This is a genomic window from Deltaproteobacteria bacterium (assembly GCA_016223005.1).
In the GTDB taxonomy this organism is placed as follows: domain Bacteria; phylum Desulfobacterota; class GWC2-55-46; order UBA9637; family GWC2-42-11; genus JACRPW01.
In genome coordinates, this window is the sequence record JACRPW010000022.1 from 1 (window position 1) to 11887 (window position 11887).

The 11887-nt window shown below is 42.5% G+C and carries 12 protein-coding genes and 2 tRNA genes; 4 read left to right on the top strand and 10 right to left on the bottom strand.

The features are described from left to right. Positions 1-80: 80 nt before the first annotated feature. Both HZC45_02660 and HZC45_02665 read right to left on the bottom strand, forming a co-directional pair. A tRNA-Gly gene (locus HZC45_02660) sits at positions 81-151 on the bottom strand. Between the two features lie 96 nt (positions 152-247). Further along, positions 248-332 (bottom strand) — tRNA-Tyr (locus HZC45_02665). Between the two features lie 350 nt (positions 333-682). Between HZC45_02665 and HZC45_02670 the strand changes: the two genes are divergently transcribed. From HZC45_02670 to HZC45_02680, 3 genes are read left to right on the top strand one after another with little or no spacing between them, the layout of a single operon-like run. After that, positions 683-1207: a rhodanese-like domain-containing protein gene (locus tag HZC45_02670; protein MBI5682061.1), complete on the top strand. Its 525-nt coding sequence runs from the start codon at positions 683-685 to the stop codon at positions 1205-1207. Between the two features lie 9 nt (positions 1208-1216). Next, positions 1217-1912 (top strand): Crp/Fnr family transcriptional regulator, encoded by a 696-nt coding sequence (locus HZC45_02675; GenBank protein ID MBI5682062.1) that lies wholly within the window; start codon positions 1217-1219, stop codon positions 1910-1912. Positions 1913-1917: 5 nt separating this feature from the next. Then, entirely contained in the window at positions 1918-2439 is a 522-nt protein-coding gene (locus HZC45_02680; protein MBI5682063.1) for a methylated-DNA--[protein]-cysteine S-methyltransferase, read from the top strand. 130 nt (positions 2440-2569) lie between these two features. Here the strand turns inward: HZC45_02680 and HZC45_02685 are convergent, their stop codons facing one another. Together HZC45_02685 and HZC45_02690 are read right to left on the bottom strand one after the other, a co-directional pair. Next, on the bottom strand, positions 2570-3712 hold the full coding sequence (locus HZC45_02685) for a KamA family radical SAM protein (GenBank protein ID MBI5682064.1): 1143 nt from the start codon (positions 3710-3712) through the stop codon (positions 2570-2572). A gap of 11 nt (positions 3713-3723) precedes the next feature. Beyond that, positions 3724-4014: a MerR family transcriptional regulator gene (locus tag HZC45_02690; protein MBI5682065.1), complete on the bottom strand. Its 291-nt coding sequence runs from the start codon at positions 4012-4014 to the stop codon at positions 3724-3726. Positions 4015-4226: 212 nt separating this feature from the next. On the opposite strand from HZC45_02690, the gene HZC45_02695 reads away from it, so the two are divergent. After that, positions 4227-4406: a hypothetical protein gene (locus tag HZC45_02695; protein MBI5682066.1), complete on the top strand. Its 180-nt coding sequence runs from the start codon at positions 4227-4229 to the stop codon at positions 4404-4406. Positions 4407-4534: 128 nt separating this feature from the next. Here HZC45_02695 and HZC45_02700 read toward each other — a convergent pair whose 3' ends face one another. From HZC45_02700 to HZC45_02725, 6 genes are all read right to left on the bottom strand, one after another. Beyond that, entirely contained in the window at positions 4535-7126 is a 2592-nt protein-coding gene (locus tag HZC45_02700; GenBank protein ID MBI5682067.1) for a molybdopterin-dependent oxidoreductase, read from the bottom strand. A 96-nt stretch (positions 7127-7222) separates the two neighbouring features. Beyond that, positions 7223-7906 (bottom strand): 4Fe-4S dicluster domain-containing protein, encoded by a 684-nt coding sequence (locus HZC45_02705; GenBank protein ID MBI5682068.1) that lies wholly within the window; start codon positions 7904-7906, stop codon positions 7223-7225. 129 nt (positions 7907-8035) lie between these two features. Beyond that, positions 8036-9136: a 4Fe-4S binding protein gene (locus HZC45_02710; protein MBI5682069.1), complete on the bottom strand. Its 1101-nt coding sequence runs from the start codon at positions 9134-9136 to the stop codon at positions 8036-8038. Positions 9137-9199: 63 nt separating this feature from the next. Beyond that, complete coding sequence (gene nrfD / locus HZC45_02715) at positions 9200-10300, bottom strand: polysulfide reductase NrfD (protein ID MBI5682070.1); 1101 nt, start codon at positions 10298-10300, stop codon at positions 9200-9202. Positions 10301-10343: 43 nt separating this feature from the next. Then, complete coding sequence (locus tag HZC45_02720) at positions 10344-11033, bottom strand: 4Fe-4S dicluster domain-containing protein (GenBank protein MBI5682071.1); 690 nt, start codon at positions 11031-11033, stop codon at positions 10344-10346. Between the two features lie 121 nt (positions 11034-11154). Further along, complete coding sequence (locus HZC45_02725; GenBank protein MBI5682072.1) at positions 11155-11571, bottom strand: hypothetical protein; 417 nt, start codon at positions 11569-11571, stop codon at positions 11155-11157. Positions 11572-11887 lie beyond the last annotated feature (316 nt).

Genomic DNA, 11887 nt, shown 5'->3' on the forward strand with positions numbered 1-11887 from the left:
CAAACTACAGTTAAAAGTTACAAGTTGCAAGTCATAAGTCTTTTCAAACTTTCATCTTGAATCTTGCAACTTTACACTGTAGCGGGTGATGGGGATCGAACCCACGCATCCAGCTTGGAAGGCTGGAGTTCTACCATTGAACTACACCCGCAAAAATACGGTTAAGAGTTATGAGTTTGGAGTTAAGAGTGAAATCTTAAAACCATTATTTTTCTAATAACTCTAAACTCTCAACTCCAAACTTTCCTGGTGGAGAGGGGAGGATTCGAACCCCCGTAGGCAGCGCCAGCAGATTTACAGTCTGCCCCCTTTGGCCACTCGGGTACCCCTCCAAAGTTTATTTATAAACACATTTTATCTACAGTACAGTCATCACCCACAGGTAAAATGCAAGATGTTTTCCTCTGAATTCAATAAGATGACCAGTACCATAGAATAGACTTAATTACCTATATGCAGACAGGTAAAATCAGCATAAACTAAATACTTAACAAAATTTTTTACAATATGCAAGAAAAAAATATAGCATAAAAAATGCCACGAAACTATTTTCTTGATACAACGATTTTTACCACCGATGATGAAAACCGATGATGGTAAAATTTGCTAATTATATTAAATTTATGCTATTATATATAAAAATATCAGAATTATCTCATATTATTGAGGAGGCTTGATGCATATGAAACTTGTAGGAAAAAATAGAGGGGAGATTACAGCCTTATTCTTTTTTGTTTTTATACTACTGCCTTTAACAACTATCTATGCTGAATCAGGGAGGGTTACTGCCTCTGAATTAAAATCTATGATAGAAAAGGGCGGGAAGATTACACTTATAGATGTCAGAACCCCTGAAGAATACAATGAAGAACATATTCCGGGTGCGATAAATCTGCCTGTTGATAAGTTTTACGATATGAGAGATTTCCCACACAAGGACAATGTTGTGCTTTACTGCACTGTGGGTGTAAGAAGCATGCGGGCAAAGAAGATACTTGCTGGAAAGGGCATAAAAGGCATCATTGACCTTGAAGGCGGAATCAACGGATGGATTAAAAACAGCGGTAAGACTGAAAAACCTCAAAAGACTGCAGATGTAAAAAAAAATTCCGATGATGAAATATACAGTGACTATCCTGATACATACATTGTGCCAAAAGGGGTTTGTGAGCAAGGTTTAGAGCCTTCAATGATAATTAAAAAATAAACGGGTTTTATGAATTCAGTATGTCATCTTTGCAAATGTGTTGTTAAAGACAATACATTGTTTTCTGACCTTTCTGATAAACAGATTGAAAGGTTTAAGGATATAATTATATTATCCCTTCACAAGAAAAAGGATGTGATTTTCTGGGAGGGTGACCCGTGCCATGGTTTTCACATTGTCAAATCAGGAAGAATCAAGATAATAAGGACATCAAAGGACGGGAAGGAACAGATTATAAAGATAGCCGAACCAGGCGAGATAATAGGCATGGAGGTATTTTATGATGAGAGGCGGTATACAAATACTGCTGCAGCAATGGATGACTGTGAGTTGTGTTTTATAGAAAAGATGGCATTCTTTAAGATATTGGAAGAATATCCTGTAATATCTAAAAAGATAATTGTTGCCTTGAGCAAGGAACTCAAAACAGCATATGACAAGATAGGTGAAATGGGCTTAAAGACTGCAAGGGAAAAGATGGCTCATCTCTTATCAACCCTTGCTAAAGACTATGGGGTTCCAAAGGACGGCAAGATCAAACTAAATCTAAACCTTTCCCGTCTTGATATAGCGGAGTTACTGGGCATCACTCAGGAAACTTCAATAAGACTTCTTAAAGGTTTTAAAGATGCTGGTATCATAGATATAAAGCGAAAAGAGATTATTATTAAATCCCTCCCAATGCTTGAATCTGTAAGCGAATAATATTCATGGCAGGAGACATATATCAGAAAATCGTGTTTACCTCCTTTAATTCTATCATTGGCAAGATATTTATAGCAGCAACCTCTAAAGGTATTTGCAGGCTTATAATTAACGGTAGTTTAGAGGACTTCAAAAAAGAGTTGAAAGAATCACAAAGACTATCTGTCGTTAGGAATGATGCTGTTATGGAACCTGTTGCAGGTGCCATCAAGCAATATCTTAAAGGGGTCTGTGTTGATTTTATGAAATTTAGAATTTGTCCTCAAGGCTCATCATTTCAAAAAGAGGTCTGGAATGCACTACTAAAAATCCCTTATGGCAGGACAGTTTCATATAAAGATGTTGCACAGATGATAAATAGACCCAATGCATCAAGGGCTGTTGGAAATGTATGCGGCAAAAATCCTATCCCTATTATAATCCCATGCCACAGGGTAATAGCATCAGATAAAGGGCTTGGTGGTTACAGCAGCGGATTAGAAATAAAGAAAAAACTTCTTGAACTGGAATTACTGTCTTGCAGATAAAGGGATAAAATGTAAACCCCGTTAGAATGGCATTTTCTAACGGGGTTTACAATGAACCAACACCATCAAACAACCTATCTATCCAAATCCCGATTTAGAAAACCAAATCGGGATTTATACTACACAAAAATCATTGAGGCTCAAAATATTCAAATATCTTCCCCTCGTAGTTTCTAAGGGTTACCTTACCCTTTGCCTGAGAGATTAGATATGTAGGACCAACAGGTATCTTTCCTCCGCCTCCCGGCGCATCAACAACAAATGTAGGCACTGCATAACCTGTTGTGTGTCCTCTCAGTTTTTCAATTATATTTATTCCAGCAGACACAGGTGTCCTGAAATGCCCTGTGCCAACAGCAAGGTCGCACTGGTATAAGTAATAAGGTCTTACCCTTATGGATAAGAGTTTCTGCACAAGCCTTTTCATTGTGGCAGGTCTGTCGTTTATACCCTTGAGGAGAACAGTCTGGCTTCCGAGTGGTACGCCGGCATCAGCAAGCATTGAACATGCCGCAGTTACTTCAGGTGTTATCTCTTTTGGATGGGTGAAATGGATGCTCATATAAACAGGATGATATTTTTTAAGCATTGCAATAAGTCCATCATCCACCCTCATTGGCAGTGTTACAGGGACTCTGGTGCCAATCCTTATAATATCCAGATGGGAGATGGAATGAAGTTTTTGAAGATAATATTCAAGGTGTTCTGTTTTCAGCATCAATGGGTCGCCGCCGGATATTAGCACATCCCTTATGGTGCGTTTTGACTTGATATACTTAAAAGCCTCTTCAAAACTTTCAATGGACATCGGTGGATGTTCATCGCCCACCATCCTTCGTCTTGTGCAGTAACGACAATACATAGCACACGAATCTGTAACAAGGAGAAGAACCCTGTCAGGATAGCGATGGACAAGACCCGTAACAGGAGAATGGTTATCCTCGCCGCATGGGTCAACCATATCGCAATTTTCTATCCTGAACTCATCTATGAGTGGTATGGATTGCTTTCTTATAGGACAGTCAGGGTCTTCCTTATCTATGAGTGAAAAGAAATATGGCGTTATTGCCATTGCCAGCCTGCCGCCTGACCTTTGGATGCCTTCTTCTTCTTCATGGGTAAGTTTTATAAGAGGCTTTATCTGTTCAAGTGTTGTAATACGGTTTTTGACCTGCCATTGCCATTCATTCCAGAAAGCGGGGTGAGTATCTCTTAAAAGTTCATCTTCAATCGTCAGATTAAGTGCGTTATTACTGGGGGGTTCTGCACTCATTGCAGGCTCTATCATCTTTCCTCCTCTTTTTCTTTTGTTGAGTTCTCTATTTTTATCAGGTCCATCTGCGGGTTGCTCAATTCCTCAGTTGCCTTTTCATACGCTATCTTATATTTAAACCCCTTTTTGAGATACCCCCAGATACATGTAATCCTTTTTACATCTTCCTCGCTGTACTGCCTGAATTCCTTTTCACCTATTACAATCTTTTGAGGGGTGATATAGCCCTTTTGCTCAAGGTAGTAGAGTTTTTGTCTTGGTATATCAATTAGTTTTAAGAGGTCAGGGGTCTTTATGCCCATCAGATTTCCTTATTATTTGCCAATCTAGATATTCACTTATAGTAAATAGTTGCATTACAAAATTAAACTTAACTTTAAAATCAGTTTAAGTATAACATTATTTTTAAACTTGTCAAGTAAAATTTTTGAAATGTCAGTAACACATAAACTGTCCTCATTTGTAGCACATGAATTGTCCTACTTGTGGTTTCCTATAAATTAAGGAGGAGACCATGAGACGGACAGAGATGTTACAGGAGGTTCTGTTGATGAGATTTGAAGAGATATATGGGACATGGACAGAAAGACATCTTATCTGCCTGTGCCGAAGGCAGACAGGCACAGGAAGAAGCGGCAAGGGGAAGATTAGGGCAAAGGAGAAGAAAGAAGCTGCGCGGACATCTATTTGTTGACAACAGAACTTTTTTCAAGAAAAAATAGGGCAAACCCTGATAAGAATCTACCATGGGCTTGCCCTACCTTTGTTTGCTTCGGGATAGAGTTTTTCTCAAAACTCTTCACTCAACACTCTTAACTGCTCTTAATGCCCTTTTCCCATTTCAGGCTTTGGCAGACTCATCCCCTTTGACTCAGGATGCATCTCAAGATGCTTGTCGCCTGTGTATGCATACCTCATGCCTTCTTTGTAGAGGTCAAAGTGCTTTGCACTGTCAGCCTTGGTGTCCCCAAGATTGTCCCCTGACTGCGCACGAGTTACAGTTACAACTGTATCATACCATGATGCGCTTCCGCCGATCGGGTCAGCCATAGCAGGGATGATATAGTTGGGGTTCACACCCTCTGACTTCCACCAGATATTCTTTAAATCCGGGTCATCTCCAGCGCCAAATTGACCTTCTCCGCCCATCTTGTTTGCAGTTGCAAATCTGCCGAACTTGGTTCCAAATGTATTGGATACTGCAATAACCATCGGATGAATCCCCTCTGTAACCCTTACCTTTGTTACTATGTAGCCAACGCCGCTGGTAATCCTGATTAAGTCGCCGTTCTTCACGCCAAGTTTTGCCGCTGTCCCTGCATTAAGCCATGCAGGATTACTGTGAACCATCTCAGTCAGCCACTTGACATTAGGCGTCCTTGACTGGACATGGACATTCCATTTGAATGTTGTAAGTATCATCTGGTCTCCGGAGAGTTTAGATGAGCCATCCATATTCCAGTGCAATGGATTTGCCTTAAACACAGGCAGAGGATTGAATCCATACTTCTTGTATCCTTCTGCATAGATGTTGATTTTCCCATCTCCTGTGCCAAAGCCCGCATACTTTTTACCGCCAACATTCGCCTTGCCATCCGAGGTTTCTTTGTATGGGTCGCCAAATTGGGCTGTAATCGGCTTTCCATCTTTCCCTGCAATTTTGCCTGTTGCAGGGTCAAGTTTTCCATAAATCGGGAATACGCCGTCTTTCTTGAACTTATCCCAATCAAGCCCTTTTACGCCTGCGAACTGCTGTTTTACATAATCCTCGCCATCCTTGAAGTTCCATGACTTCTTCATGCCCTTGCTGCCGTCCGGGTCAATCTTGTGGATGATTTTCTGGAAAACCCCTCTAACCTCTATAGCCTCGCCCAGAGGTTTTATAACAGGCTGTCTAATGCCAACCCATGGCCATGCGCTTGAAGGCATGCTTTCCGGGTCCCACCTTTCAAGATATGAACCATCAGGCAGGATTATATCCATAAGCGCTGTATTCTCATTCATCTGATTTGAGAATGTAACATTGAATTTGAATAGATTCTCATCAGACAGAACCTCTCTCCATACGCTTGCAGCAGGGTATGTATATGCAGGAGCGGTCATATAATTTATATACACGCTGACCTTCTGCTTCCCTTCCTTAATCCAGAAAGGAACAAGATGCGAAACCTTGTGTCCTGCTAATGGATAATCAGGGTGCGAGGAGAGGAAACTTGGCTCGCTCCCGCCTTTTGGTCCATCGCCGGGCTGTCCATAACCCATACCCCTTGGCAGGTTGTATCCGCCTTTTTTCTCCACATTGCCTGTGATGATTGGGAGGAGCATTACGCACCTTTCAGCATATGAGCCGTAGAGGTGTTTTGAAGGTCCTCTGTAGGTATATACTGTTGCCGGCTTTACACTGGCAAATTCTATGGCTATCCTTCTGATGTCTGCCGCAGGAACGCCTGAATACTTCTCAGCCATCTCAGGCGTATACTGCTTCAGATGAGCAGCAAGTTTGTCTGCCGGATAGTTTGTCCAGTTGTTTATAAACTCTGTGTCAGCCAGCCCTTCTGACATAATCACATTTGCCATTGCCAATGCAACTACAGCATCCGTGCCCGGGAATACAGATAACCACTCGTCTGAGCGGCCTGCTGTGTTGGAAAGACGACAGTCAACTGTTACCAGTTTTGCATGTCCCTCTGCCCTTCCTTCTACAACCCTCTGGGCATACGGATTATGGAAGTATGCTGCCTCAAGGATGTTGCTGCCAAAGTTCAGGATATACTTTGTATTGGCAAAGTCAGGTGTTTCAATGTCAGGACCCCATGTATGCTCCATGCCGATTTTCTTTGAGGATTCGCATGTGGATGTATGGTTTATGCCTGTGCTTGTTCCAAGTGTCTTCATAAACCTGCCATATGCGCCGCCGCTTCTGTCCCTGCCCCAATGGACCATAATTTCATTTGGATGACCGCTGTCAATTACCTTTTTTAGATTGGCAGCAACCTCAGAGATAGCCTCATCCCATGAAATCCTCTTATACTGTCCGCTTCCTCTTGGACCTGTCCTCTTTAAAGGATAGAGGATTCTGTCTGGGTCATATACATGTCCTATGCCAGCATTGCCCTTTGCGCAGAGCCTGCCCCTTGTTGAAACATGCTTGTCATTACCTTCCAGTTTCTTTACCCTTCCGTCCTTAATATAGGCAAGACCGCCGTCTTCTATGTTGCACACAAGACAGGTGTAAGGAACCACCTTATCAAAACCGCTCCCCTTGCTTCCTATACCAGCGCCTTTATCAACTGCAACACCTTTGCCGCCGAGCTCTACTTCCATTGCCTCTGTTTCTGAAAACAGACCGCTAACGGCTACAGTTGCGCCAGCAGCAGCGCCTATTTGCATAAATCTTCTTCTGGTTAATTCCATAGATTTTACCTCCTTAATTTTTTAGCAAACTGTCCCTCAAACCTTTAGGTTTGAGTTTTTTTCAAGGCTGAAGCCTTGAGTTACCTAGTTATCTTTTTACTTCCCGCCAAGACTGTTTGTTACCTGATTTATCTTACCAGAAACAAGGTCTTCAGTCTTTACCTGAGCAAAGCCCTCTAATGCGCCTCTGTCAACCAGTCTGCCGTCAAGCCCTATGTAAAATACATATGGGTCGCCGCAGTCATTTGGCGGAGCAGGTCTTGCATCAGATGTCGCTAAAACCCTTGCAACCTCGCTCTTCGGATTATCAGCATCGCCGTAAATTCTTGCCCTTCCAATGCAGGTCTGGGCGCATGCAGGGACAAGTCCTTGGTCAACCCTGTGAGCGCACTGTGTGCATTTTTCCGGCAGTCCTGTCAATGGATTCCTTGAGAATGCGCCGATTGGGCACGCCTCTATTGCAGCATCTATCTCTGTATCAATCTGCTTTTTGCTTCTGCCCTTTGTAAGTTTCTCATAATCAACTACAACTATGCCGTCAGGCCTTCTGGAAACAGCGCCAACGCCATTGTTTGATGATGCCTCAGCACAGTTTCCACACTGGGCGCATATCCACTGATAAAAGTGTCGTCTGGCATTTGGATATTTGCCTGTCTCCTTTGCCCTGATTTGCGTCCTCCACACCCCAAGCGGCACATCATTTTCCGCTTTGCAAGCAACTGTGCATGCCTGACAGCCTATACAGCGCGTTGCATCCATTACAAAAGTCATTCTTGCCATAATTTACCTCCTTAGTGAATTAAACGATTATTTTCTGTTTCTGCTTCCTTTCCAAAACACTATCTAAATCACCACCTCCTTTTGTATTTAATTTAATTTTACTTGGTTGAAAAAACAACCCCTTCGATTTTACATCAAAGTTGCGGAGTTTTCTTCAACCCTTGAACTATTCCTTCCCGCTCCAAGCCCCCTTGCCTTGCAATCAGGGCAGTATTCCAACTGTTCTGCACTCTGTCCATGCGCTGTCAAGATATTTCTTATCCTCTCAAAAACAGCATCAGTTGCTATAATTTCATCACATCCCCTGCATAATAAGAGATTCTTCTCGCATTTATTATCTACGGTAAAAAGACTGTCCGGTCTCAATCTCCTGTCTATTGTTATGCATCGTTCAGGACATGCCTTTTCACATATTGGACACCCTTTGCAGAGGTTGTGTTCATACAAAAGCGCGGTCTTGCCATCTTTCATTTTGGTTCTGAGCGCTCCTGTGGGGCATACATTTGCGCAGTTTCGGCAAAGGGTGCATCTTTCGCCTATATCCACCCATGCAGTTCCGGGAAATGGTATCTTGCCTGTGTATGAGGTGATTACCTGTTCAAGGATATTTTCATCTAAAATATGCCCTTTATCTGATACCTCCTGATACCCGATGCCTGACACTTGCTCTTTATTGTCATAGAACCTGAATACCCCTTCATAGCAACTATTGGCAAATATATCTTCCATCTGCTTAAAATGGCTTGTCTGCGCGCAATCCTCGCACCCAAACATCATTACAGGGCTGCCCATTGACATGATCTTGAAAACATCCCTCCATGATATTATTGAAAGGTCAGGGACAAAAATAAGTTCAGAGTTCAGAGTTTGGAGTTCGGAGTTGAGGGTTGTGGTAAGTCCTGTATGTGTGCAGGCAAACACTATATTTTTACCTTCACCTGCTGATGAAAGAGCCTCTTTCATATAAGCCTCTGCATTCTTATCCTCTATCGCTCCTGTGGGGCATACCTGATAACATACGCCGCACCTTTCACATGACTCCTGCTCGATAAACGCCGCCTTTTTGCTTTCCAGCCTGTCAACGGTTGCACCGCAGTCAGAATCAGCATAATACGGCACTGCCTTGACAGCCCTTGCCCTGCATACCGCAACACAGTTCACACACTTATAACGCATGACACAGTATTCCTGTTTGACAATAGGATAGTTATGTAAGGCTTCTGTATTCATAGAAGTTTTTGTAACTCAAGGCTTCAGCCTTGATTATCAAACCTGAAGGTTTGAGTTACATGCTCAATGTTTTATCTTTTCAAGAAAACCTCTTTGTTCCGCTATCGAGTAGATAATGCCGATGATAGACATAACAAATATTACTACACTAATCTCAACAGGCGCGGGTGTATATGGAAGTATGCGCGGCTCCCACACCCCTTGCAAAAGTGCGATTTTCTGTATGCCGACTATAAGTGTATTTCTGTCAATAAACTGAACAACAAGGACAATTATTGGGGCAAGGGCAAGTCCAATGCCTGCCTTCTTTTGAAATACAACAATAAGAACAGGCACAATCATGCCCAGCAATAAACTGAATTTCAAAAATTTATTAAACCCAAGGTCAAATAAATCATAGTACGGGTCTGAAACCCATACACCAACCACATAACGCCATACTGTTGCAAGAAATGCTATTGCAACTGATGCCAGAAATACCTTGCGGAGTGTAGTAACTGCCTCGTCAAATTCTTTGTTAGACCCTTTAAATATGCTTATAAGGCATGAAACCAAAAGTATAAGAGATGCACCGCCTAAAAATGCCATCATAAGGAAGTATATCGGAGTAAGCGCCCCAAAACCATATCCTCTGCCTTCTAATACGCCAAAAACACTGCCAAGTGTTGAGTGCCCTGCTATAGCAGTAATCAGAACTGCAACGCTGCCGACCTTCATCAGCCATTCAATATGGAATATCATCGCGGCTAATTCAATCATGAGCACAACAATATACATTGTATAGAAAACACCCATCCACCACATAGGGGAGGTAAGATTTGGATTTACAATAAATTCTATTGCTAACCTCTCCAGCCTTCCGATTTCAAGGCTCAAACTCGTGAAACCTGCTATAATTGTCAAAAGGGCAAGCAAAACCGCCCGTGGAACAATCGGTTTAAGTTTATCTACGCCTCCCAGTGTTGCAAGACAATAGACAAAACTGCACCCTGTGCTTGTAAGGGCAAGGTATATGTATGTTGAAACCTGCAAGCCCCACGGCAGAAGCTGCGTTGTATTGGCAAGTTCGCCATGCCCTATTGTGAATATCTGAAATGTAGTATAAAGACCTAGTAAAACACCAAGCGCTAAAAGCCCTATCCATACTTTAAATAGATTGCTCATAGGTTATAATCTCCTTTTTGTTATTTCATTCATCACGGTTTTTTTATTTCACATAAAAAACCTGCGGCTTTGTGCCAAGTTCCTCTCTTAAACGATAAGCGCCCTTTCTCTCCACCCTCTTACTTACTTCACTTTCAGGGTTGTCAATATCCCCAAAATACCTTGCTGATGCAGGACACGCAATAACACATGCAGGTGTAAAGTCCCTGTCTTTTACAGGGTCTCTGTCAGGGGTCATCTCTTTCCTATCTGTCCTGTGGGCGCAGAATGTGCATTTTGTTACAACACCTTTAGGCGGTATGCCTGTCCCTCGCTTGCCGTCCTGTTCTTCTCTTGACAACTGATACGGCGGATCCCATAGTTTTGCCCTTCGTCCATGATAGACCTCTTTAATATCAGGCTCTAATAAAGGTTTTACTTCAGGATAACATCTCACGCCATAAGGACATGCCATAACGCAATAGCGGCATCCCAAACACTTATACCAGTTTATAAGCACCACGCCGTCTTCTTTCCTCTTCCGTGTAGCCCTTACAGGACATACCTTTGTGCAAGGGGCCTCTGTGCAGTGCTGGCAGGGACGGGGATACCATGTAAACTTCTTTGTCCCGGTTTCCCCTTCATTCATAAATATGACCTTATGCCAGTTTTCTCCGGGAACCCTTGTATTTTCCATGCTGCAGGCAACGCTGCATGCCTGACAGCCCACACATTTTGCCAAATCTATTGCCATTCCCCATCTTGACATTTTTATCCTCCTCAGATTTATCCTATCAAACCTAAAGGTTTGAGTTACTGTAACTCAAGACTTTAGTCTTGATTATTACTGTAACTCAAGACTTTAGTCTTGATTATCAAATTTTTTCCACCTTGCACAAACTTGCATTATAACTTGCAAGACCCGATATAGGGTCGGAGACATTTTCTATAATCTCATTGGAGTTTGCAGAGCCTCTCCCTTTTGCCCATCTGCCCATTGCCCAGTGTCCAAACTCAAATGGAAGAACCACAACATCCTCCTGACAGCCTTCATAATATCTTACCTTTGCCTCTATGGAGCCAAGCGGGGTTGTTATCTTAACCCTGTCTTCTTCATTGATTTTCCTTGCTATGGCTGTCTTTGGGTGCATCTCAAGATATGTGCCTTTCCTGCCTCCAACATAAGGCTGGAACTGTTCTATACTTAAAGGAAGATTTGCGCCGTTTCCAATGGTAAGGCTTCTTTGCCCAAAAACCCTTTTCTTCCCATCCCTTAAAATCTTTAACGCCATTATCTCCGGGGGCGCTTTCAAAACCTTTTGCAAGGTGTTTAAGGACATTTACAGAATCCTTAATAGCATTGAAATACTCTCCTGTCTTGCCGCCCAGCCGCTTACCTATCTCTATTATTGTGTCACCAATGTATTTTGTATCATAAAGCGGTTGTATCGCAGGCGTCCTTAAATTTGTGGTTGGGTAACCGTATGTCGGATAAATAGGCGTATCCTGATACCTCTCCAGATATGTGTGGTCAGGAACAACTAAATCCGCATATATTGCGGTCTCGCCTGGGAATGGCGATGTATCTATTACAAAGATATCCTTTAA

Bases quoted from the DNA above. Each gene is read 5' to 3' on its own strand.
- HZC45_02700 (MBI5682067.1), bottom strand. From the start codon at position 7,126: ATGGAATTAACCAGAAGAAGATTTATGCAAATAGGCGCTGCTGCTGGC.
- HZC45_02720 (MBI5682071.1), bottom strand. From the start codon at position 11,033: ATGGCAATAGATTTGGCAAAATGTGTGGGCTGTCAGGCATGCAGCGTT.
- HZC45_02680 (MBI5682063.1), top strand. From the start codon at position 1,918: ATGGCAGGAGACATATATCAGAAAATCGTGTTTACCTCCTTTAATTCT.
- HZC45_02710 (MBI5682069.1), bottom strand. From the start codon at position 9,136: ATGAATACAGAAGCCTTACATAACTATCCTATTGTCAAACAGGAATAC.
- HZC45_02685 (MBI5682064.1), bottom strand. From the start codon at position 3,712: ATGAGTGCAGAACCCCCCAGTAATAACGCACTTAATCTGACGATTGAA.
- HZC45_02690 (MBI5682065.1), bottom strand. From the start codon at position 4,014: ATGGGCATAAAGACCCCTGACCTCTTAAAACTAATTGATATACCAAGA.
- HZC45_02725 (MBI5682072.1), bottom strand. From the start codon at position 11,571: ATGGCGTTAAAGATTTTAAGGGATGGGAAGAAAAGGGTTTTTGGGCAA.
- HZC45_02705 (MBI5682068.1), bottom strand. From the start codon at position 7,906: ATGGCAAGAATGACTTTTGTAATGGATGCAACGCGCTGTATAGGCTGT.
- HZC45_02695 (MBI5682066.1), top strand. From the start codon at position 4,227: ATGAGACGGACAGAGATGTTACAGGAGGTTCTGTTGATGAGATTTGAA.
- HZC45_02670 (MBI5682061.1), top strand. From the start codon at position 683: ATGAAACTTGTAGGAAAAAATAGAGGGGAGATTACAGCCTTATTCTTT.
- HZC45_02675 (MBI5682062.1), top strand. From the start codon at position 1,217: ATGAATTCAGTATGTCATCTTTGCAAATGTGTTGTTAAAGACAATACA.
- nrfD (MBI5682070.1), bottom strand. From the start codon at position 10,300: ATGAGCAATCTATTTAAAGTATGGATAGGGCTTTTAGCGCTTGGTGTT.